The 21,129-nt window shown below is 49.2% G+C and carries 23 protein-coding genes, 1 pseudogene and 1 other annotated feature; of the genes and pseudogenes, 12 read left to right on the top strand and 12 right to left on the bottom strand.

The window, feature by feature from the left end; translation table 11 throughout:
* Positions 1-42: 42 nt before the first annotated feature.
* The 4 genes from yciX to topA form a co-directional block, all read right to left on the bottom strand.
* Complete coding sequence (yciX, locus tag FQZ95_RS21105; RefSeq protein ID WP_001353237.1) at positions 43-210, bottom strand: protein YciX; 168 nt, start codon at positions 208-210, stop codon at positions 43-45.
* Between the two features lie 2 nt (positions 211-212).
* Positions 213-353 carry a YmiA family putative membrane protein gene (locus FQZ95_RS21100; RefSeq protein WP_001300896.1) on the bottom strand — a complete coding sequence of 47 codons (141 nt, stop codon included), beginning with the start codon at positions 351-353 and terminating at the stop codon, positions 213-215.
* Positions 354-671: 318 nt separating this feature from the next.
* Positions 672-1,646 (bottom strand): HTH-type transcriptional regulator CysB, encoded by a 975-nt coding sequence (cysB, locus tag FQZ95_RS21095; protein WP_000776253.1) that lies wholly within the window; start codon positions 1,644-1,646, stop codon positions 672-674.
* 209 nt (positions 1,647-1,855) lie between these two features.
* On the bottom strand, positions 1,856-4,453 hold the full coding sequence (gene topA / locus FQZ95_RS21090; protein ID WP_001309471.1) for a type I DNA topoisomerase: 2,598 nt from the start codon (positions 4,451-4,453) through the stop codon (positions 1,856-1,858).
* A gap of 379 nt (positions 4,454-4,832) precedes the next feature.
* On the opposite strand from topA, the gene FQZ95_RS21085 reads away from it, so the two are divergent.
* The gene (locus FQZ95_RS21085) at positions 4,833-5,084 is read left to right on the top strand and encodes a YciN family protein (RefSeq protein WP_001031527.1); all 252 of its coding nucleotides are present in this window, start codon (positions 4,833-4,835) and stop codon (positions 5,082-5,084) included.
* 35 nt (positions 5,085-5,119) lie between these two features.
* Here the strand turns inward: FQZ95_RS21085 and sohB are convergent, their stop codons facing one another.
* Positions 5,120-6,169, bottom strand: a complete 1,050-nt coding sequence (gene sohB / locus FQZ95_RS21080; protein ID WP_000422045.1) for a protease SohB — start codon at positions 6,167-6,169, stop codon at positions 5,120-5,122.
* A gap of 219 nt (positions 6,170-6,388) precedes the next feature.
* On the opposite strand from sohB, the gene FQZ95_RS21075 reads away from it, so the two are divergent.
* Together FQZ95_RS21075 and cobO are read left to right on the top strand one after the other, a co-directional pair.
* Positions 6,389-7,147: a YciK family oxidoreductase gene (locus FQZ95_RS21075; protein WP_000559303.1), complete on the top strand. Its 759-nt coding sequence runs from the start codon at positions 6,389-6,391 to the stop codon at positions 7,145-7,147.
* Positions 7,144-7,734 (top strand): cob(I)yrinic acid a,c-diamide adenosyltransferase, encoded by a 591-nt coding sequence (cobO, locus tag FQZ95_RS21070; RefSeq protein ID WP_001278876.1) that lies wholly within the window; start codon positions 7,144-7,146, stop codon positions 7,732-7,734. The genes FQZ95_RS21075 and cobO overlap by 4 nt, the downstream gene beginning before the upstream one ends.
* A 52-nt stretch (positions 7,735-7,786) precedes the next feature.
* On the opposite strand, the gene FQZ95_RS21065 is transcribed toward cobO, so the two are convergent.
* The 5 genes from FQZ95_RS21065 to rnm all read right to left on the bottom strand — a co-directional run bounded on the left by FQZ95_RS21065 (position 7,787) and on the right by rnm (position 11,753).
* A complete protein-coding gene (locus FQZ95_RS21065) occupies positions 7,787-8,095 on the bottom strand; it encodes a hypothetical protein (RefSeq protein WP_001000709.1) in 309 nt (102 codons plus the stop codon).
* Between the two features lie 12 nt (positions 8,096-8,107).
* Entirely contained in the window at positions 8,108-9,109 is a 1,002-nt protein-coding gene (locus FQZ95_RS21060) for a hypothetical protein (protein WP_032184017.1), read from the bottom strand.
* A 169-nt stretch (positions 9,110-9,278) separates the two neighbouring features.
* The gene (rluB, locus tag FQZ95_RS21055) at positions 9,279-10,154 is read right to left on the bottom strand and encodes a 23S rRNA pseudouridine(2605) synthase RluB (RefSeq protein ID WP_001291206.1); all 876 of its coding nucleotides are present in this window, start codon (positions 10,152-10,154) and stop codon (positions 9,279-9,281) included.
* Positions 10,155-10,254: 100 nt separating this feature from the next.
* Positions 10,255-10,875, bottom strand: coding sequence for an L-threonylcarbamoyladenylate synthase (locus tag FQZ95_RS21050; protein WP_001353240.1), 621 nt, complete (start codon positions 10,873-10,875; stop codon positions 10,255-10,257).
* On the bottom strand, positions 10,872-11,753 hold the full coding sequence (gene rnm / locus FQZ95_RS21045) for an RNase RNM (protein WP_032184177.1): 882 nt from the start codon (positions 11,751-11,753) through the stop codon (positions 10,872-10,874). The genes FQZ95_RS21050 and rnm overlap by 4 nt, the downstream gene beginning before the upstream one ends.
* Positions 11,754-11,889: 136 nt before the next feature.
* Here rnm and trpL point away from each other — a divergent pair, with 136 nt between their 5' ends.
* The 9 genes from trpL to FQZ95_RS21000 all read left to right on the top strand — a co-directional run bounded on the left by trpL (position 11,890) and on the right by FQZ95_RS21000 (position 20,260).
* Entirely contained in the window at positions 11,890-11,934 is a 45-nt protein-coding gene (trpL, locus tag FQZ95_RS21040; RefSeq protein WP_160530659.1) for a trp operon leader peptide, read from the top strand.
* Positions 11,911-12,004, top strand: a sequence feature (Trp leader region). It overlaps the preceding gene by 24 nt.
* Positions 12,005-12,025: 21 nt before the next feature.
* A complete protein-coding gene (gene trpE / locus FQZ95_RS21035) occupies positions 12,026-13,588 on the top strand; it encodes an anthranilate synthase component I (protein WP_160530618.1) in 1,563 nt (520 codons plus the stop codon).
* Complete coding sequence (gene trpD, locus FQZ95_RS21030; protein ID WP_046082650.1) at positions 13,588-15,183, top strand: bifunctional anthranilate synthase glutamate amidotransferase component TrpG/anthranilate phosphoribosyltransferase TrpD; 1,596 nt, start codon at positions 13,588-13,590, stop codon at positions 15,181-15,183. Before trpE ends, trpD begins: the two co-directional genes overlap by 1 nt.
* Positions 15,184-16,545, top strand: a complete 1,362-nt coding sequence (trpCF, locus tag FQZ95_RS21025) for a bifunctional indole-3-glycerol-phosphate synthase TrpC/phosphoribosylanthranilate isomerase TrpF (protein ID WP_202384185.1) — start codon at positions 15,184-15,186, stop codon at positions 16,543-16,545.
* 11 nt (positions 16,546-16,556) lie between these two features.
* Complete coding sequence (trpB, locus tag FQZ95_RS21020; protein ID WP_000209509.1) at positions 16,557-17,750, top strand: tryptophan synthase subunit beta; 1,194 nt, start codon at positions 16,557-16,559, stop codon at positions 17,748-17,750.
* Entirely contained in the window at positions 17,750-18,556 is an 807-nt protein-coding gene (gene trpA, locus FQZ95_RS21015; RefSeq protein ID WP_115738310.1) for a tryptophan synthase subunit alpha, read from the top strand. The genes trpB and trpA overlap by 1 nt, the downstream gene beginning before the upstream one ends.
* Positions 18,557-18,935: 379 nt before the next feature.
* Positions 18,936-19,115 (top strand): general stress protein, encoded by a 180-nt coding sequence (locus tag FQZ95_RS21010; protein WP_000807647.1) that lies wholly within the window; start codon positions 18,936-18,938, stop codon positions 19,113-19,115.
* 92 nt (positions 19,116-19,207) lie between these two features.
* Positions 19,208-19,708, top strand: a complete 501-nt coding sequence (locus FQZ95_RS21005) for a YciE/YciF ferroxidase family protein (protein WP_115738308.1) — start codon at positions 19,208-19,210, stop codon at positions 19,706-19,708.
* Between the two features lie 45 nt (positions 19,709-19,753).
* A complete protein-coding gene (locus FQZ95_RS21000; protein WP_115738307.1) occupies positions 19,754-20,260 on the top strand; it encodes a ferritin-like domain-containing protein in 507 nt (168 codons plus the stop codon).
* A gap of 59 nt (positions 20,261-20,319) precedes the next feature.
* Here FQZ95_RS21000 and FQZ95_RS20995 read toward each other — a convergent pair.
* Together FQZ95_RS20995 and FQZ95_RS20990 are read right to left on the bottom strand one after the other, a co-directional pair.
* Positions 20,320-20,445: pseudogene (locus FQZ95_RS20995) on the bottom strand (OmpW family outer membrane protein); the annotation flags it as partial.
* A 223-nt stretch (positions 20,446-20,668) separates the two neighbouring features.
* A partial coding sequence (locus FQZ95_RS20990) for a DUF4376 domain-containing protein (RefSeq protein WP_160530617.1) occupies positions 20,669-21,129 on the bottom strand: 461 nt, incomplete at its 5' end.

Below are 21,129 nucleotides of genomic sequence, written 5' to 3'. Positions count from 1 at the left end.
GCCCTTTAATTCATTAAAAATGGGTAATAAGAATGATGATAATTATTGTTTCGGCTGATCATCTTCAGCAAACAGTTCTATAAAGGCTTGCTGCTGCGTTGTTAGTTGCCAGTCGTCTGGAATAACGACGGAACATTCCCGTTTCGTTACTGGTTCATTGTCACTATGCTGACATAATGGTGACGACTCCAGTTGCTCCTGACCGACCATAGTTATCCCCACACTTTCCAAATCAGCAGTGCGACAACCACCCAGAAAAGTGCAGAACCAAGAAATACCGCTAGCCAGGCTTTGCGTTTTAATTCAGGGTCCCGGCGGGGTTCCTGATTTCCAGAAGGCATTGCTAACCTCATATAATCGCCATCACTTATCAGCAAGACGTTGAACGATTGGTGTAATTAATCATACGATGAGACAAATCCTAAAGAAACTTTAGTCAAAAATCCAGCGAATTTACGAATCGTCTCCAGTGAATAATTCAATCTTTTGACCTGAAATAGATATTTGAAAACTGGAGTTTGCGAGGCGGGTAATTAGACACTACTTTACAGGTAATTTACCCTATAAATATGAGGGATAAAAATATTGTGCACAGTATACAAATAAGCAACAAAAGAGAATATATTCCGGCACCTTCGCTACATAAAAGGTGCCGAAAATAACGCAAGAAATTATTTTTCCGGCAGTTTTATATCTTTAAACATGACCTCAATTTCTTCATTAGAGCGCAATGCGACAGCCGCATCAACGACATCACGCGTTAAATGCGGTGCAAAACGCTGAATGAAATCATACATATAACTGCGCAAAAAAGTACTACGGCGAAAACCAATTTTGGTTGTACTGTGGCTGAAGATATCGTGAGCATCAACGCGCACCAGGTCGGGATCGGCGACCGGATCCACCGCCATGCTGGCAATAACCCCTACCCCCAATCCTAACCGGACGTAAGTTTTAATGACGTCAGCATCCGTTGCCGTGAAGACGATACGCGGCGTTAACCCTGCGCGGTTAAAGGCAGTATCCAGTTCTGAGCGTCCGGTAAAGCCGAAGGTATATGTCACCAACGGATATTGCGCCAGTTCTTCAATGGTAATGGCTTTTTTGCCTGCCAGAGGATGATCCGGGGTTACCACAATAGCCCGGTTCCAGTGGTAGCACGGTAACATCACTAAATCTTCATACAGATGCAGCGCTTCTGTGGCGATAGCGAAATCGGCATTGCCTTTAGAGACAGCATCAGCAATTTGTGTCGGCGAGCCCTGGTGCATATGCAAAGAAACGCGAGGATAACGCTCAATAAAGCCTTTGATGACGTTTGGTAACGCATAGCGTGCCTGGGTATGCGTGGTGGCGATATACAGCGAGCCTTTATCCGGCCAGGTGTGCTCTCCGGCGACCGATTTTATAGCATCGACTTTCGACAGGACTTCACGAGCGATACGAATTATTTCTTGTCCTGCTGGCGTTACCTGCGTCAGGTGCTTGCCGCTTCGGGAAAAAATTTGAATGCCTAGCTCGTCTTCCAGCATTCTGACTTGTTTACTGATCCCGGGTTGTGATGTGTAAAGTCCTTCCGCCGTTGATGAGACATTCAGGTTATGATTGACCACCTCAACAATATAGCGAAGTTGTTGTAATTTCATGTTAAACCATCCACTTAGACGCCATCAGAACATCGTTTTTTCGTCACACCTGGCGGGTGACTAATACGATTTAATAATAAAAAAGGTGCTAACTATAACCACTATATCATTTATAGCCTTAGTGTATAGGTGTGAAGAAAAAATAATATGCAATAAAAAAGGGCCGCTTTCGCGACCCTTTGTTTATAATAACCTGACAGAATTAAAGGTTATTTTTTCCCTTCAACCCATTTGCCATCAACATAAAATGCTGACCAGCCAGTCGCCTTTCCGTCTTTTTCCGAAGAGACATATTGCTGTTTGGTTTTACGGCTAAAGCGAACCATGGTCTTATTACCTTCCGGATCCTGCTGTGGCGCATCGGCCAGATAACGCAGTTTTTCCGGCAGACGGTCGCGGAAGCGATAAAGCTCTTCCACCAGTGGCGCACGTGTTTCACGCGATTTCGGGAAGGTATTGGCCGCCAGGAACACACCGGCAGCACCGTCACGCAGCACGAAATAAGCATCTGATTTTTCGCACGGCAGCTCCGGTAATGGCACCGGATCTTCCTTCGGTGGTGCCACTTCGCCGTTACGTAAAATCTTACGTGTGTTTTTACACTCTTCGTTAGTGCAGGCCATGTATTTACCGAAACGCCCCATTTTCAGGTGCATTTCAGATCCACATTTTTCACACTCAACGATCGGGCCGTCATAACCTTTAATGCGGAATTCGCCCTCTTCGATCTCGTAACCGTCGCAGGTTGGGTTATTACCACAGACATGCAACTTACGTTTCGGATCGATGAGATAGCTGTCCATCGCCGTGCCGCATTTCGGGCAACGACGTTTTGCGCGCAGCGCGTTGGTTTCAGCGTCTTCACCTTCCAGCACGTTCAGCACTTCGTTTTCCGGCACCAGGTTGATGGTGGTTTTGCAACGCTCTTTCGGTGGCAGAGCGTAGCCGGAACAGCCAAGGAATACCCCGGTGCTCGCTGTGCGAATCCCCATTTTGCGACCACAGGTCGGGCAGTCAATGCTGGTCAGAACCATCTGGTTCGGGCGCATACCACCCTCTTCGGGATCTTTTTCAGCTTTATCTAACTGCTGGGTGAAATCCGAGAAGAAGTGATCCAGTACAGCTTTCCACTCTGCTTCGTGATTTGCCACCTGGTCGAGGCTGTTTTCCATCTGCGCGGTGAAGTCGTAGTTCATTAACTCGCGGAAATTCTCTTCCAGGCGATCGGTGACGATTTCGCCCATTTTTTCCGCATAGAAACGACGATTTTCTACTCGCACATAGCCACGATCCTGAATGGTCGAAATGATCGACGCATAGGTAGAAGGACGACCGATACCGCGTTTTTCCAGCTCTTTGACCAGCGATGCTTCACTGAAACGGGCTGGCGGCTTGGTAAAGTGCTGGGCTGGTGTCAGTTCAACGAGCGTCAGAGCATCGCCTTTATCGACTGCCGGTAAGATACGATCTTCATCGCCTTTACGCAGCGCAGGCATCACTTTCGTCCAGCCATCAAAGCGCAAAATACGACCGCGTGCTTTCAGGCGGAAATCGCCCGCACCAACGGTCAGCGTCGTGGAGTCATATTTCGCTGGGGTCATCTGGCAGGCAACGAACTGACGCCAGATTAACTGGTACAGTTTCTGCGCATCTGCTTCCATATCCTTCAGCGATTCCGCCATCACATTGACGTCAGAAGGACGAATCGCTTCGTGCGCTTCCTGTGAGTTTTCTTTGCTGGCGTACTGATTCGGACTTTCCGGCAGATATTTCTTACCAAAATTATCGCTGATATAACCGCGAACCATATTTACTGCGTCCTGACTCAGGTTGGTGGAGTCGGTACGCATGTAAGTGATATAGCCTGCTTCATACAAACGCTGCGCCATCATCATGGTTTTTTTCACGCCAAAACCAAGACGGGTGCTGGCAGCTTGTTGCAGCGTAGAGGTAATAAAAGGAGCGCCAGGTTTACTGGTTGTCGGTTTGTCTTCACGTTCCAGCACGCTGTAGCGCGCTTTTTCCAGCAGACTTACCGCAGCCTGAGTTTGTTCTTTGTTGACCGGGCGGAACGGTTTGTCGTTCTGATGAGTCACCTGCAACGCCAACGCATCACCAGATGGCGTGGTCGTGCTGGCATCGACTTCCCAGAACTCTTCCGGTACGAACGCTTTAATTTCACGCTCACGCTCGACCACCAGGCGGACCGCCACCGACTGCACACGACCTGCAGACAGACCACGAGCGATCTTTTTCCACAGCAGCGGCGAAACCATATATCCCACCACGCGGTCCATAAAGCGACGCGCCTGCTGGGCATTAACACGATCAATATTCAGCTCACCTGGTTTGTTAAATGCCTGGCGGATCGCGTTTTTAGTAATTTCGTTAAACACCACTCGGCTATAGCGCGCATCATCACCACCAATCACTTCCCGCAGGTGCCATGCAATGGCTTCCCCTTCGCGGTCAAGGTCGGTTGCGAGATAGATGTGGTCTGCTTTTTCAGCCAGTTGTTTCAGTTCAGAGACGACCTTCTCTTTACCAGGCAGCACTTCATAGTGCGCCTCCCAATTGTGCCACGGGTCAACCCCCATACGGTTGACGAGAGCGCCACGTTCATCCTTTTTAGGCTTTTTAGCCGTCTTGGTGGAGGTAGAGTCGGCACTCTTTTTGGCAGCTGAGCCACTGGTCGGCAAATCGCGGATGTGACCGACGCTGGATTTCACCACGTAGTCACTACCCAGATACTTGTTGATCGTTTTGGCTTTTGCCGGGGACTCAACGATGACAAGAGCTTTACCCATATTCACCTTACCTAATTTGATTCTTCCAGGAATGCGTCGCACGTTGATAAACCTTCCACTGGCAACGAGTTACCGATATGGACTCGTTCTCTGCGGATATCAACCCCTTGTCGTGACTCTGTTCACGAAAATTCAGGTGACTGAGTTAACAGGTCTTGGCCTACAGGCGCTATAGCACGACGGAATTTTGGTCGAATGTCAAGCAAATCTATTGCCAGATTGACGAAAGCGTCACACTGTACCTGATAAAATCCGATACGCAACTTTATTAGCATGCAAAATCCAAAGTTGCCAGTAAGGCGCTCTTGCCACCAGCGTGGTATATTTGTCTGCAAGCCATGCCTGGCGTAGACTAATGTCCTTGTTTAAGGAGTAAATAATGAACAAAGAGACACAACCCATCGACCGCGAAACGCTGTTGAAAGAGGCCAATAAAATCATTCGTGAGCATGAGGATACGCTCGCAGGGATTGAAGCCACCGGCGTCTCGCAGCGTAATGGCGTGCTGGTCTTTACCGGCGACTACTTTTTAGATGAACAAGGATTGCCAACAGCCAAAAGCACCGCGGTGTTTAATATGTTCAAACACCTGGCCCATGTGCTTTCAGAAAAATATCACCTGGTTGATTAAAGCAAAACGCGAGGTCTTACCCTCGCGTTTGTCTTTTACATCAATGGCTTTTGCCCCCGCTGCCACCAGCGTAGCAACAATCGATCGGCGCTCTCTGCCGCGCTGCCGGTGAATCGGTCAATGAGTCTTTTACGCTGCATATAGCGTACATTGACCACTTCACGGCCTTCCATCAGGCTAAGAATAACTTCATCACTGGTGTTGATTTCATCAACCAGGCCTTTCTCTACCGCCTGTTGTCCGTACCAGTGTTCACCCGTTGCCACCTGTTCAATATCCAGAGACGGACGCATACGCTTCACAAAATCTTTAAATAACTGATGCGTTTCGTTCAGCTCTTCGCGGAATTTCTCCCGCCCTTCTTCGGTGTTTTCACCCAGCAAGGTCAGCGTGCGCTTATACTGCCCGGCGGTGTGCAGTTCGATATCAATATCTTTGCTTTTCAGGAAGCGGTTAAAGTTGGGCATTTGCGCCACCACCCCAATGGAACCCACAATAGCAAACGGTGCGGAAACAATTTTGTCCGCCACACAGGCCATCATGTAACCGCCGCTGGCAGCAACTTTGTCTACCGTAACAGTTAAAGGAATGTTTTTATCACGCAGACGCTGCAGCTGCGAAGCCGCCAGCCCGTAACCATGCACCATGCCACCAGGGCTTTCCAGACGTAGCACAACCTGATCCTGCGGTTTAAATGCTGCGAGTACCGCCGTTATCTCTTCACGTAGCGAGTTCACTTCATGGGCGTCCATGCTGCCTTTAAAATCCAGCACCCAGACGCGAGGTTTACTGTCAGTTGCCACCTCGCCCAGTTTGGCTTTCGCTTTTGCGGCTTTCGCTTCTTGCTTGTGCTTTTTCTTCTGCGCTTTGTGCCACTGTTTTTGCTGATGTGAGTCCATCAGCGCCGCGGCCAGTTCTTCTTTCATCTCCTTATACTGTTCGCTGAGATTGTTGACCCGTAACTCGCCACGCTGGCGTTTATTACGTTGAGCAACATTGACAATAATGGCGGCAATCGCCGCAATCGCTAGCACAACGGTAACGATTTTCGCCAAAAACAAACCATATTCAGACAACAATTCCACGAGTCCCCACCTTGGTTAAACAACGCTTTGGCTCACAGTTTACAACAGGCATGTTAAGCCGTCTCGCAGAGATGTTATTGCAGCGAAAGTATGACAAAGTATCCATTTTGCGGTGTTATCGCCCCAGGCTGATTGAAATGCCCTTCTGTTTCAGGCATAAAGCCCCAAAGTCTTAAAGTACACTGGCAGCGCGACAGACAACGTCGTTGAGGAGTAGCCATGCATTACCAGCCAAAACAAGATTTACTCAATGATCGCATTATCCTGGTGACGGGAGCCAGCAATGGTATTGGTCGTGAAGCCGCGATGACGTATGCACGCTATGGTGCGACAGTGATTCTGTTGGGCCGTAATGAAGAAAAATTACGTCAGGTAGCCAGCCACATAAACGAAGAAACTGGGCGTCAGCCACAGTGGTTTATTCTCGATTTGCTGACCTGCACGTCCGAAGATTGCCAACAACTGGCACAGCGCATTGCCGTTAATTATCCGCGTCTGGATGGTGTTTTGCATAATGCCGGATTGCTCGGCGATGTTTGCCCAATGAGCGAGCAAAACCCGCAGGTCTGGCAGGACGTCATGCAGGTCAACGTTAATGCCACCTTTATGCTCACCCAGGCACTGCTTCCTTTATTACTCAAATCGGACGCCGGTTCACTGGTCTTTACTTCATCAAGCGTTGGACGTCAGGGGCGTGCAAACTGGGGCGCTTATGCAGCGTCGAAATTTGCCACCGAAGGGATGATGCAGGTACTGGCCGATGAATATCAGCAGCGCCTGCGCGTCAACTGCATTAACCCAGGTGGTACGCGCACCGCAATGCGCGCAAGCGCCTTCCCGACCGAAGATCCACAGAAACTTAAAACACCCGCTGATATCATGCCGCTCTACCTCTGGCTGATGGGCGATGACAGCCGCCGTAAAACCGGCATGACCTTTGACGCCCAACCGGGCCGTAAACCAGGAATATCCCAATGAGTGATGAACGCTACCAACAGCGTCAGCAGCGTGTAAAAGATAAAGTGGATGCCCGTGTGGCCCAGGCCCAGGATGAACGCGGTATTATCATCGTCTTTACCGGCAATGGAAAAGGCAAAACCACCGCAGCATTTGGTACGGCAACACGCGCAGTTGGTCACGGAAAAAAAGTGGGCGTCGTGCAGTTTATTAAAGGCACCTGGCCTAATGGCGAACGAAATCTGCTGGAACCACACGGCGTTGAATTTCAGGTGATGGCAACGGGCTTTACCTGGGATACGCAAAACCGCGAATCTGATACCGCGGCCTGCCGTGAAGTCTGGCAACATGCCAAACGAATGCTGGCCGATCCTTCACTGGATATGGTTTTGCTCGATGAGCTGACGTATATGGTGGCGTATGACTATTTACCACTGGATGAAGTGGTGCAGGCGTTAAATGAACGTCCACATCAACAGACGGTGATTATCACGGGTCGTGGTTGTCATCGGGATATTCTTGAACTGGCGGATACGGTAAGTGAATTACGCCCCGTCAAACATGCGTTTGATGCCGGTGTTAAGGCGCAAATCGGGATTGATTATTAAGTGAAAGCACCTCAAAAGTTCGCCTCTTGAGGTGCTTTAATCATAATTATATTCAAGCGGCAATAGCAAAACTCAGAATCCGTTTAATCTCATTCAAATGTCCCGGATATGCTTCATGATTCTCAGCGTCAACATCTTCAATAAATAATATCAGTTCAGTAATTAACGCATTGGCATCTTCATAACTGATTCCGCTTAACTCTGGCGAAGTTTCAGTACCGTAGTTAATCGTCAGATTGTTCATTACCGTGAGGATAAGGATAAAATATTTATGACAAACCTTGCATGTGGTTTTGTTGCCCAGAGTATTATACAGCATATCAAGTAATGCCAGTATTCTACGGTTTTGTACATCGTTCATAAAAAGCCCCTCCTATAACATTATTCCGCTGGCAATAAGTAATTTCGCCAGCCCCTCAGACGCCTTTAACCCACTAATGACCTGTGCGCGTAATATTTCATTTAATCTTTTTTGTTCAGCTGCCGTGCGTGTTTTATTAGTGTATAAACCTTTTAGATAATCACCCTTATCTATAAAGGCATTTAAAGCTTCAATCGCGGGCATTGCAGCAGCCGATGCCTGTAGTCTGGTTTCATTCACATTGATTACTGAACTTAGAAACTCCTTCCTGTTTTTCAGAGTGTTAAACTCTGTATTCTTAGAGTTTTTAGATACCGCATTATAATAAAGCATATTATTATGTACATTCGCAAAGGTATAATTTTCAATCTTATCGCCTTTTGTATAAATATCATTACGCAAAACAGTCATGTTTTTTATAAGTCTTACCCAATTTTTATCCGCCGTTTTACCTATTTTCCCGGCATTGACCTTTATTATATATAACTCATTGAAATAACTTACTAAATCTTTAACCGCCGCTGCCGATTCAGCTAAATCTTTGCTATGTGAAACATCAAGTAGTGTTTGCGCGTTGTTTGCGTGATCCAGAGCCTGTTTAAGTAATGTCACTTGCTGACTTTCTGTAGTTTTTATGTCTTCAGTCAAGAGCTCTACATAAGCACTCATGCTATTAATGACTTCCATTGAAGCCAGTAGTTTCTCTTTTTCGAATGGGACTAATTGTACTTTATCTGTTTTTTCTTCAGGGGGCCTGCATAATTTCCCACCCTGACCATCGTTCGCAACATCAATGGTATAATCAGGTCGCAATGCACAATCCGGATTAGTCGCATAAAAATTAACAAGAAAGTTTTCACGAGAAGCATAGTATTGTTTAAAGAAACTTGCATTCGCCGCAACCGCCTTGTTACCCGCAGTAATAACAGTTTCAGCTTGTTCATTTTTCAATGCTTCAGTTGCACAACCTGAAAGCATTAACAGCGATAGAAATAATCCACTATATCTAATCATAACCCACCTCTTGACGTTGAGTTTATCTCAGATAATTAAATAGTAATGTGGCTATTCCCTGGCATTATTCATAAGCAAGTATGAAATTAAATTAAAATACTGCGACTATTTATCATGCTTCAAATGAAGAAAAGGCCCCGCAGGGCCTTTATTTAATACTTAACTTAAATTAACCGTTATTATTACGTCCACCAGAACGACGACCGCCGCTGACCTGGCTGTGACGTTTCACCGCACGACGAATTTGATTCGCCTTCATACGACGACGGTCTTTTTCTACAGCAACTTTAGAGCTGGTTTCTGGCGGTAGTTCCACCAGCTCACGCAGATAGTTAGTCTGGGCAAGATCCAACTCAGTCCAGCCACCGCGTGGCAGACCTTTCGGCAGTGGGATATCACCGTAACGAACGCGGATCAGACGGCTCACCTGCACACCAACCGCTTCCCAAAGACGACGTACTTCACGGTTACGGCCTTCGGTCAAAGTAACGTTGTACCACTGGTTGATCCCTTCGCCGCCGCTGAACTTAATGGTTTTAAAGGCTGCCGGACCATCTTCCAGCTGCACGCCACGACTCAAATCACGCAGTTTCGCGTCGTCAACCTGACCAAATACACGCACGGCATATTCACGTTCAACTTCACGGCTTGGATGCATTAAACGGTTTGCCAGTTCACCGTCGGTGGTGAACAGCAGCAGACCACAGGTGTTAACGTCCAGACGACCTACGGCAATCCAGCGTGCGCCACGCAGCTTTGGCAGACGGTCAAATACCGTTGGACGCCCTTCCGGATCGTTACGGGTACACAACTCACCTTCCGGTTTGTAATAGGCCAGAACGCGACAAATTTGTTCAGCGGACTCACGTACCGAAATCAGGTGACCATCGATACGGATTTTCAGTCCAGGGGTAATTTCAACACGATCGCCGAGTTTAGCAATTTTGCCATCTACACTCACACGACCGGCTTCAATAATAGATTCGATTTCACGGCGAGAACCGTGGCCGGCACGCGCCAGCACTTTCTGTAGCTTTTCGCTCATAGAGCTTCCTTTTGGTGTCGCCTTCCCAGGCGTCGAACAGGAGAATCAATGGCGCAGTAGAGCGCCATTTTTAGGCCGCGTAGTATACAGAGTTAAGCACTTATAAAAAAGGCTTCACATCACCTACGCCTTCACGCAATACGACTGGCGTATCATCGGTGAGATCAATAACCGTTGTTGGTTTCTGCCCGAGATAGCCGCCGTGAATAATCAAATCCACCTGTTTTTCCAGACGGTCTTTAATTTCTTCCGGATCAGACTCGGTAAATTCGCTGCCTGGTAGCATCAACGAAGTGGAAAGCATCGGTTCGCCCAATGCTTCAAGCAACGCCTGCGCAATCGGGTTAGAAGGCACACGCATACCGATGGTTTTGCGTTTTTCCTGCAACAGACGGCGTGGCACTTCCTTCGTCCCCTTCAGGATGAAAGTGTAGTTACCCGGCGTGTTGTTTTTCATCAAACGAAACGCAACGTTATCGACAAATGAATAGGTCGAGAGTTCAGAAAGATCGCGACACATCAGGGTAAAGTTGTGACCGTCCGGCAGCTGGCGAATACGACAAATACGCTCCATGGCGTTTTTATCTTCAATTTTACAGCCGAGCGCATAGCCGGAATCAGTTGGATAAACAATCACCCCCCCTTTACGCACGATCTCCACCGCCTGGTTGATCAGACGTTGCTGCGGGTTATCAGGATGAATATAAAAAAACTGGCTCATAATTCCCTCTCTGTGGTGTTCTGCGGCTGTTCCCATAGCTGCCAGACGCCTTCAACGCCTGCGGGCAGCCAGAGTTTACGACCCAGTTCGATCCACGGGCATGGCTGATGAAAATCAGATCCTTGTGATGCCCATAAATGATGCTGGCGAGCAAGCGTCGCCAGTTGGGTGCGTTCATTGGGCGATTGCTGGCACTGCGCGACTTCCATCGCGTCGCCGTGGTGTTCGGCAAAATGCGCAACCAATCTTTTCAGCCATTTAGCACTAAGATTGTACCGCCCAGGATGAGCTAGCACCGCCTTACCGCCAGAATGATGAATGACATCAATAGCTTGTTCTATTGTACACCACTGTGGCGGAACGTATCCGGTTTTCCCGCGCGCCAGATATTTTTTAAAGATATCCGCCATTGAACTGGCTTTGCCACATTCAACCAAGAAACGAGCAAAATGACCGCGCGTCACCGCACCGCCCTGCGCCAGTCGTTGCGCGCCTTCCAGCGCCCCAGGTATTTGCGCTTTTTCCAGTCTTTCGGCAATTAACTTCGCCCGCTGATTGCGCCGTTCTGTCTGCTGCGCGAGGAACTCACACATTAGCGGATGAGTAATATCAATATTCAGCCCGACAATATGAATTTCATGATTTTCCCAGACGGTGGATATTTCCACGCCAGGAATAAGATTCAGTGCCAGTCCTGAACGTGAAATTTCTTCTCTTGCTGGCGCGATTGCCGCTGTGGTGTCATGGTCGGTGATCGCCAGGGTGCCGACGCGCATCTCGACTGCACGGTGCACCAATGCTTCTGGCGTCAGGCAGCCATCGGAAGCTGTGGTATGGCTGTGCAGGTCATAAATCACTGCGTAATTCGTGTCGCTCAAGGCGCACTCCCGTTTTGGATAATGTTTTTGCGCCGACATCATAACGGTTCTGGCAAATATTCTGAAATGAGCTGTTGACAATTAATCACCGAACTAGTTAACTAGTACGCAAGTTCACGTAAAAAGGGTATCGACAATGAAAGCGATTTTCGTACTGAAAGGTTGGTGGCGCACTTTCTGAAACGGGCAGTGTATTCACCATGCGTAAAGCAATCAGATACCCAGCCCGCCTAATGAGCGGGCTTTTTTTTGAACAAAATTAGAGAATAACAATGCAAACACAAAAACCGACTCTCGAACTGTTAACCTGCGAAGGTGCTTATCGCGATAATCCGACCGCGCTTTTTCATCAGTTGTGTGGGGATCGCCCGGCAACGCTGCTGCTGGAATCCGCAGATATCGACAGCAAGGATGATTTAAAAAGCCTGCTGCTGGTGGACAGTGCGCTGCGCATTACAGCATTAGGTGACACTGTCACTATTCAGGCACTTTCCGGCAATGGCGAAGCTCTGCTGGCATTACTGGATAACGCCCTGCCTGCGGGTGTGGAAAATGAACAATCACCAAACTGCCGCGTGCTGCGCTTCCCTCCTGTCAGTCCATTGCTGGATGAAGACGCCCGCTTATGCTCACTTTCGGTTTTTGACGCTTTCCGCTTATTGCAGAATCTGTTGAATGTACCGAAGGAAGAACGGGAAGCGATGTTCTTTGGCGGCCTGTTCTCTTATGACCTTGTGGCGGGGTTTGAAGATTTACCGCAATTGTCAGCGGAAAATAACTGCCCTGATTTCTGTTTTTATCTCGCTGAAACGCTGATGGTGATTGACCATCAGAAGAAAAGCACCCGTATTCAGGCCAGTCTTTTTGCTCCCAATGAAGAAGAAAAACAACGTCTCACTGCTCGCCTGAACGAACTTCGCCAACAACTGACCGAAACCGCGCCACCGCTGCCGGTAGTTTCCGTGCCGCATATGCGTTGTGAATGTAATCAGAGCGATGAAGAGTTCGGTGGCGTAGTGCGTTCGTTGCAAAAAGCGATTCGCGCCGGAGAAATTTTCCAGGTCGTGCCATCTCGCCGTTTCTCACTGCCCTGCCCGTCATCGCTGGCGGCCTATTACGTGCTGAAAAAGAGTAATCCCAGCCCATACATGTTTTTTATGCAGGATAATGATTTCACCCTGTTTGGTGCGTCGCCGGAGAGTTCGCTCAAGTATGACGCCACCAGCCGCCAGATTGAGATCTACCCGATTGCCGGAACACGTCCACGCGGTCGTCGTGCCGATGGTTCACTGGACAGAGACCTGGACAGCCGCATTGAACTGGAGATGCGTACCGACCATAAAGAGCTTTCTGAACATCTGATGCTGGTGGATCTCGCCCGTAATGATCTGGCACGCATTTGCACTCCTGGCAGCCGCTACGTAGCCGATCTCACCAAAGTTGACCGTTACTCTTACGTGATGCATCTCGTCTCCCGCGTTGTCGGTGAGCTGCGTCACGATCTCGACGCCCTGCACGCTTACCGCGCCTGTATGAACATGGGTACGTTAAGCGGTGCGCCGAAAGTGCGCGCCATGCAGTTAATTGCCGAAGCGGAAGGTCGTCGACGCGGCAGCTACGGCGGTGCGGTAGGTTATTTCACCGCACATGGCGATCTCGACACCTGCATTGTGATCCGCTCTGCGCTGGTGGAAAACGGCGTCGCCACCGTGCAGGCCGGTGCTGGCGTGGTCCTTGATTCTGTTCCGCAGTCGGAAGCCGACGAAACCCGTAATAAAGCCCGCGCTGTACTGCGCGCTATCGCCACCGCGCATCATGCACAGGAGACTTTCTGATGGCTGACATTCTGCTGCTCGATAATATCGACTCTTTTACTTATAACCTGGCAGATCAGTTGCGCAGCAATGGGCATAACGTGGTGATTTACCGCAACCATATTCCGGCGCAAACCTTAATTGAACGTCTTGCGACCATGAGCAATCCGGTGCTGATGCTTTCTCCTGGCCCCGGAGTGCCGAGTGAAGCGGGTTGTATGCCGGAACTCCTCACCCGTTTGCGTGGCAAGCTGCCAATTATTGGCATTTGCCTCGGACATCAGGCGATTGTCGAAACTTATGGGGGGTATGTCGGTCAGGCGGGCGAAATTCTTCACGGTAAAGCGTCGAGTATTGAACATGATGGTCAGGCGATGTTTGCCGGATTAACAAACCCGCTGCCGGTGGCGCGTTATCACTCGCTGGTTGGCAGTAATATTCCGGCCGGTTTAACCATCAACGCCCATTTTAATGGCATGGTGATGGCGGTGCGTCATGATGCGGATCGCGTTTGTGGATTCCAGTTCCATCCGGAATCCATTCTCACCACCCAGGGCGCTCGCCTGCTGGAACAAACGCTGGCCTGGGCGCAACAGAAGCTGGAGCCGACCAACACACTGCAACCAATTCTGGAAAAACTGTATCAGGCGCAGACGCTTAGCCAACAAGAAAGCCACCAGCTGTTTTCAGCGGTGGTGCGTGGCGAGCTGAAACCGGAACAACTGGCGGCTGCATTGGTCAGCATGAAAATTCGCGGCGAGCACCCGAACGAAATCGCCGGAGCAGCAACGGCGCTACTGGAAAACGCCGCGCCGTTCCCGCGCCCGGATTATCTGTTTGCTGATATCGTCGGCACAGGTGGTGACGGCAGCAACAGCATCAACATTTCTACTGCCAGTGCTTTTGTCGCTGCGGCCTGTGGACTGAAAGTGGCGAAACACGGTAACCGCAGCGTCTCCAGTAAATCTGGCTCGTCGGATCTGCTGGCGGCATTCGGTATTAATCTTGATATGAACGCCGATAAATCGCGCCAGGCGCTGGATGAGTTAGGCGTCTGTTTCCTCTTTGCGCCGAAATATCACACCGGATTTCGCCATGCGATGCCGGTTCGCCAGCAACTGAAAACCCGCACCCTGTTCAACGTGCTGGGGCCACTGATTAACCCGGCGCATCCGCCGCTGGCGCTAATTGGTGTCTACAGCCCGGAACTGGTGCTGCCAATTGCCGAAACCTTGCGCGTGCTGGGGTATCAACGCGCAGCGGTGGTGCACAGCGGGGGGATGGATGAAGTTTCATTACACGCGCCGACAATCGTTGCCGAACTGCATGACGGCGAAATTAAGAGCTATCAGTTGACCGCTGAAGATTTTGGCCTGACACCCTACCATCAGGAGCAACTGGCAGGCGGAACACCGGAAGAAAACCGTGACATTTTAACACGCTTGTTACAAGGTAAAGGCGACGCCGCCCATGAAGCAGCCGTCGCGGCGAATGTCGCCATGTTAATGCGCCTGCATGGCCATGAAGATCTGCAAGCCAATGCGCAAACCGTTCTTGAGGTACTGCGCAGTGGTTCCGCTTACGACAGAGTCACCGCACTGGCGGCACGAGGGTAAATGATGCAAACCGTTTTAGCGAAAATCGTCGCAGACAAGGCGATTTGGGTAGAAGCCCGCAAACAGCAGCAACCGCTGGCCAGTTTTCAGAATGAGGTTCAGCCGAGCACGCGACATTTTTATGATGCACTGCAAGGCGCACGCACGGCGTTTATTCTGGAATGCAAAAAAGCGTCACCGTCAAAAGGCGTGATCCGTGATGATTTCGATCCGGCACGCATTGCCGCCATTTATAAACATTACGCTTCGGCAATTTCGGTGCTGACTGATGAGAAATATTTTCAGGGGAGCTTTGATTTCCTCCCCATCGTCAGCCAAATCGCCCCACAGCCGATTTTGTGTAAAGACTTTATTATCGACCCTTACCAGATCTATCTGGCGCGCTATTACCAGGCCGATGCCTGTTTATTAATGCTGTCGGTGCTGGACGACGATCAGTATCGCCAGCTCGCTGCTGTAGCCCATAGTCTGGAGATGGGCGTGCTGACCGAAGTCAGTAATGAAGAGGAGCTGGAGCGCGCCATTGCATTGGGAGCAAAAGTCGTTGGCATTAACAACCGCGATCTGCGTGATTTGTCGATTGATCTTAAACGTACCCGCGAGCTTGCGCCGAAACTGGGGCACAACGTGACGGTAATCAGCGAATCCGGCATCAATACTTACGCCCAGGTGCGTGAGTTAAGCCACTTCGCTAACGGCTTTCTGATTGGTTCGGCGCTAATGGCCCATGATGATTTGAACGCCGCCGTGCGCCGGGTGTTGCTGGGTGAGAATAAAGTGTGTGGTCTGACGCGTGGGGAAGATGCTAAAGCAGCTTATGACGCGGGTGCGATTTACGGTGGATTGATATTTGTTACAACGTCACCCCGTTGCGTCAGCGTTGAACAGGCGCAGGAAGTGATGGCTGCGGCACCGTTGCAATACGTTGGCGTGTTCCGCAATCACGATATTGCCGATGTGGTGGACAAAGCTAAGGTGTTATCGCTGACGGCAGTGCAACTGCATGGTAATGAAGATCAGCTGTATATCGATACGCTGCGTGATGCTCTGCCAGCAAACGTCGCCATCTGGAAGGCTTTAAGTGTCGGTGAAACTCTTCCCGCGCGCGATTTTCAGCACATCGATAAATATGTATTCGACAATGGTCAGGGCGGGAGCGGACAACGTTTCGACTGGTCACTGTTAAACGGTCAATCGCTTGGCAACGTTCTGCTGGCGGGCGGCTTAGGCGCAGATAACTGCGTGGAAGCGGCACAAACCGGCTGCGCCGGGCTTGATTTTAATTCTGCTGTAGAGTCGCAACCGGGCATCAAAGACGCACGTCTTTTGGCCTCGGTATTCCAGACGCTGCGCGCATATTAAGGAAAGGAACAATGACAACATTACTTAACCCGTATTTTGGTGAGTTTGGCGGCATGTACGTGCCACAAATCCTGATGCCTGCTCTGCGCCAGCTGGAAGAAGCTTTTGTCAGCGCGCAAAAAGATCCTGAATTTCAGGCCCAGTTCAACGACCTGCTGAAAAACTATGCCGGGCGCCCAACCGCGTTGACCAAATGCCAGAACATTACAGCCGGCACTAACACCACGCTGTATCTGAAGCGTGAAGATTTACTGCACGGTGGCGCGCATAAAACTAACCAGGTGCTCGGTCAAGCTTTACTGGCGAAGCGGATGGGTAAAACTGAAATCATTGCCGAAACCGGTGCAGGTCAGCATGGCGTGGCTTCTGCGCTTGCCAGCGCCCTGCTCGGCCTGAAATGCCGTATTTATATGGGTGCCAAAGACGTTGAACGCCAGTCGCCTAACGTTTTTCGTATGCGCTTAATGGGTGCGGAAGTGATCCCGGTGCATAGCGGTTCCGCGACGCTGAAAGATGCCTGTAATGAGGCGCTACGCGACTGGTCCGGCAGTTATGAAACCGCGCACTATATGCTGGGCACTGCAGCTGGCCCGCATCCTTACCCGACCATTGTGCGTGAGTTTCAGCGGATGATTGGCGAAGAAACGAAAGCGCAGATTCTGGAAAGAGAAGGTCGTCTGCCGGATGCCGTCATCGCTTGTGTTGGCGGCGGTTCGAATGCCATCGGCATGTTTGCAGATTTCATCAATGAAACCGACGTCGGCCTGATTGGTGTAGAGCCAGGCGGTCATGGTATCGAAACTGGCGAGCACGGCGCACCGTTAAAACATGGTCGCGTGGGCATCTATTTCGGTATGAAAGCGCCAATGATGCAAACCGAAGACGGGCAGATTGAAGAGTCTTACTCGATTTCTGCCGGACTGGATTTCCCGTCTGTCGGCCCACAACACGCTTATCTTAACAGCATTGGACGCGCTGATTACGTGTCAATTACCGATGATGAAGCTCTGGAAGCCTTCAAAACGCTGTGCCTGCACGAAGGGATTATCCCGGCGCTGGAATCCTCACATGCGCTGGCTCACGCACTGAAAATGATGCGCGAAAACCCGGAAAAAGAGCAGTTGCTGGTAGTTAACCTTTCCGGTCGCGGCGATAAAGACATCTTCACCGTTCACGATATTTTGAAAGCACGAGGGGAAATCTGATGGAACGCTATGAATCTCTGTTTGCCCAACTGAAGGAGCGCAAAGAAGGCGCATTTGTTCCTTTCGTCACCCTTGGTGATCCGGGCGTAGAGCAGTCGCTGAAAATTATCGATGCTTTGATCGAAGCTGGTGCCGACGCGCTGGAGTTAGGCATCCCCTTCTCCGACCCACTGGCAGATGGCCCGACGATTCAAAACGCCACACTGCGTGCCTTTGCGGCAGGTGTGACCCCGGCGCAGTGCTTTGAGATGCTGGCACTCATTCGCCAGAAGTACCCGACCATTCCCATCGGCCTTTTGATGTATGCCAACCTGGTGTTTAACAAAGGCATTGATGAGTTTTATGCCGAGTGCGAGAAAGTCGGCGTCGATTCGGTGCTGGTTGCCGATGTGCCCGTGGAAGAGTCTGCGCCCTTCCGCCAGGCCGCGTTGCGCCATAATGTCGCACCTATCTTCATCTGCCCGCCGAATGCTGATGATGATTTACTGCGCCAGATTGCCTCATACGGTCGTGGTTACACCTATTTATTGTCGCGTGCGGGTGTGACCGGAGCTGAAAACAGTGCCGCGTTACCTCTCAATCATCTGGTTGCGAAGCTGAAGGAGTACAACGCGGCGCCTCCACTGCAAGGATTTGGTATTTCCGTCCCGGAGCAGGTAAAAGCAGCGATTGATACAGGAGCGGCGGGCGCGATTTCTGGTTCGGCAATTGTTAAAATCATCGAGCAATATGTTAATGAGCCAGAGAAAATGCTGGCGGCACTGAAAACTTTTGTACAACCGATGAAAGCGGCAACGCGCAGTTAATCCCACAGCCGCCAGTTCAGCTGGCGGCATTTTATCTTTCTTTAACTAAGCCAGAAAAATCCTAAATTCATTTATTATTTATCCTTTTACCGTTCCGCTTACAACAGAGGTACGTCAACTTACGTCATTTTTCCGCCCAAAAGTAATATAATCAAACAAATTAATCCCGCAACAAAACACTACTAAAATCAATAATTTTCTCTAAGCCATTTATTTCTTGGGTATTTATGAATATATCGAAAGCCTTTTCAAAATATATTTTTCACATTCCTTCTCACTTTGCTCAATTTGACTAATTCTCATTACCGACTAATTTTAATGAGTGTCGACACACAACACTCATATTTATGAAACAATACAACGTAACGGGAGAAATAACATGGCCGAACATCGTGGTGGTTCAGGAAATTTCGCCGAAGATCGTGAGAAGGCATCCGACGCAGGCCGTAAAGGCGGTCAACACAGCGGCGGTAATTTTAAAAATGATCCGCAACGCGCATCCGAAGCGGGTAAAAAAGGCGGTCAGCACAGCGGTGGAAATAAATCAGGAAAATCCTGATCCGCCGTTAATTATTAATATCAGCTGACGTTAATAAAGATAATTGCCTCTGCGGGCCGTATGGCTCGCAGTGATTTCACTGGAGTAAAAATATGAATATGAAGTCCATTGAAGATGTATTTATTCACCTGCTTTCAGACACCTACAGTGCAGAAAAACAATTAACACGGGCACTGGCAAAACTCGCCAGAGCAACATCAAACGAAAAATTAAGTCAGGCTTTTCATGCACACCTCGAGGAAACTCATGGACAGATTGAACGTATTGATCAAGTTGTGGAGTCCGAATCGAACCTGAAAATTAAGCGCATGAAATGTGTGGCAATGGAAGGTCTCATTGAAGAAGCTAATGAGGTCATCGAAAGCACCGAGAAAAACGAAGTGCGTGATGCCGCACTGATTGCCGCTGCACAGAAAGTCGAGCACTATGAGATCGCCAGTTACGGGACCTTAGCGACGCTGGCTGAACAATTAGGTTATCGTAAAGCAGCGAAGCTTCTGAAAGAAACCCTGGAAGAAGAAAAGGCCACCGACATCAAATTGACTGAACTGGCCCTTAATAACGTAAATAAGAAAGCCGAAAATAAAGCCTGAAATATGAACTTTAACTTTTAGTCATTTTATAAAGAGGACATTTTCATGAATCGTATTGAACATTATCATGACTGGTTACGTGACGCCCACGCAATGGAAAAGCAAGCCGAATCTATGCTTGAATCCATGGCCAGTCGTATAGATAATTATCCTGAACTACGCGCTCGTATTGAACAACATCTTAGTGAAACCAAAAACCAGATTGTTCAACTGGAAACTATTCTTGACCGTAATGACATTTCACGTTCAGTCATTAAAGATTCCATGAGTAAAATGGCTGCGCTTGGGCAGTCAATCGGTGGTATATTCCCTTCTGATGAAATAGTCAAAGGCTCTATTAGCGGATATGTCTTCGAGCAATTTGAAATCGCCTGTTACACCTCACTATTAGCAGCAGCAAAAAATGCCGGTGATACAGCTTCAATTCCAACCATTGAAGCGATTTTAAATGAGGAAAAAGAAATGGCCGAGTGGCTGATTCAGCATATTCCGCAAACAACTGAGAAATTTTTAATACGCTCTGAAACTGATGGCGTAGAAGCGAAGAAATAATACCCTTTATACCATGTCCTTATTGACCCCGTACATTACGGGGTCGTTTTTATGCGGAATTAAAAACGATATCCTGCTGAGAACATAAACACCCACGGATCGAGGCGTACGCTATCGTGTTGCTGTGCACCGCCCAGTTTATAATTGGCGGTGGTATCGATATCCATGTACCACACTGGCAGGTTTCAAAAAATACAATAACCAATTGTATTTAAAACAAAAAATAAGATTTTGAGATGCTTTTTTGTACCGTTTTTCTGTGTTTTTAACCGATTGATTTTGTTGAAATCTTTTTTGGTTTTGCAGAAGGGATTTTTTGCCTGATTGTAACTTTGCGATTTTTTTCTGGGCTAATTGACGCACAATTCTGGGCAAAAAGCGTGCAACCAAAAAGCCCAGAATTGAACGCTAATTACTGCTAATCGTCATCGCTCTGATTGAGCGTAAATCCTCCAGATTATTCAGTTCTTCCTTCATCTCACGCTGGCGCTGATAAATCTCGTCATTGCGCTTAACCTGCGCCTGCGCCATCGCAGCTGCCAGCTCCTGAAGTTGCGCCATTGTCAGTGTGACAAGGTTATTTGCTGCGTCCCCCCATCCCAGCGTTGACCGCACACCTGCAACCTTTGCCGCCATTGCCACGGGCGCAATACGACTTATTGAGTCTGCACCACCATTCCAGGTACGACCGTTCCATTCGAAGGTGAACGGCTGCGCCTCCTGTTCTGTGCGCCAGAGCTCGATTTCCCGCTTTTTGGCATCCTTTGCCGCTGCGATAAGTTCCGGCGTGACGGTGAACGGGGCGATTTCGCCCCATTTGCCGCTTTGCAGTTCCTGCCAGATGCGCTTACCGATTGTTGATGTATCAT

It is taken from the genome of Escherichia sp. HH41S (assembly GCF_009820115.1).
In the GTDB taxonomy this organism is placed as follows: domain Bacteria; phylum Pseudomonadota; class Gammaproteobacteria; order Enterobacterales; family Enterobacteriaceae; genus Escherichia; species Escherichia coli_F.
This window is presented reverse-complemented; position numbering and strand designations above follow the sequence as displayed.

Bases quoted from the DNA above. Each gene is read 5' to 3' on its own strand.
- yciX (WP_001353237.1), bottom strand. From the start codon at position 210: ATGGTCGGTCAGGAGCAACTGGAGTCGTCACCATTATGTCAGCATAGT.
- FQZ95_RS21100 (WP_001300896.1), bottom strand. From the start codon at position 353: ATGAGGTTAGCAATGCCTTCTGGAAATCAGGAACCCCGCCGGGACCCT.
- cysB (WP_000776253.1), bottom strand. From the start codon at position 1,646: ATGAAATTACAACAACTTCGCTATATTGTTGAGGTGGTCAATCATAAC.
- topA (WP_001309471.1), bottom strand. From the start codon at position 4,453: ATGGGTAAAGCTCTTGTCATCGTTGAGTCCCCGGCAAAAGCCAAAACG.
- FQZ95_RS21085 (WP_001031527.1), top strand. From the start codon at position 4,833: ATGAACAAAGAGACACAACCCATCGACCGCGAAACGCTGTTGAAAGAG.
- FQZ95_RS21075 (WP_000559303.1), top strand. From the start codon at position 6,389: ATGCATTACCAGCCAAAACAAGATTTACTCAATGATCGCATTATCCTG.
- cobO (WP_001278876.1), top strand. From the start codon at position 7,144: ATGAGTGATGAACGCTACCAACAGCGTCAGCAGCGTGTAAAAGATAAA.
- FQZ95_RS21065 (WP_001000709.1), bottom strand. From the start codon at position 8,095: ATGAACGATGTACAAAACCGTAGAATACTGGCATTACTTGATATGCTG.
- FQZ95_RS21060 (WP_032184017.1), bottom strand. From the start codon at position 9,109: ATGATTAGATATAGTGGATTATTTCTATCGCTGTTAATGCTTTCAGGT.
- rluB (WP_001291206.1), bottom strand. From the start codon at position 10,154: ATGAGCGAAAAGCTACAGAAAGTGCTGGCGCGTGCCGGCCACGGTTCT.
- FQZ95_RS21050 (WP_001353240.1), bottom strand. From the start codon at position 10,875: ATGAGCCAGTTTTTTTATATTCATCCTGATAACCCGCAGCAACGTCTG.
- trpE (WP_160530618.1), top strand. From the start codon at position 12,026: ATGCAAACACAAAAACCGACTCTCGAACTGTTAACCTGCGAAGGTGCT.
- trpD (WP_046082650.1), top strand. From the start codon at position 13,588: ATGGCTGACATTCTGCTGCTCGATAATATCGACTCTTTTACTTATAAC.
- trpCF (WP_202384185.1), top strand. From the start codon at position 15,184: ATGATGCAAACCGTTTTAGCGAAAATCGTCGCAGACAAGGCGATTTGG.
- trpB (WP_000209509.1), top strand. From the start codon at position 16,557: ATGACAACATTACTTAACCCGTATTTTGGTGAGTTTGGCGGCATGTAC.
- trpA (WP_115738310.1), top strand. From the start codon at position 17,750: ATGGAACGCTATGAATCTCTGTTTGCCCAACTGAAGGAGCGCAAAGAA.
- FQZ95_RS21010 (WP_000807647.1), top strand. From the start codon at position 18,936: ATGGCCGAACATCGTGGTGGTTCAGGAAATTTCGCCGAAGATCGTGAG.
- FQZ95_RS21005 (WP_115738308.1), top strand. From the start codon at position 19,208: ATGAATATGAAGTCCATTGAAGATGTATTTATTCACCTGCTTTCAGAC.
- FQZ95_RS21000 (WP_115738307.1), top strand. From the start codon at position 19,754: ATGAATCGTATTGAACATTATCATGACTGGTTACGTGACGCCCACGCA.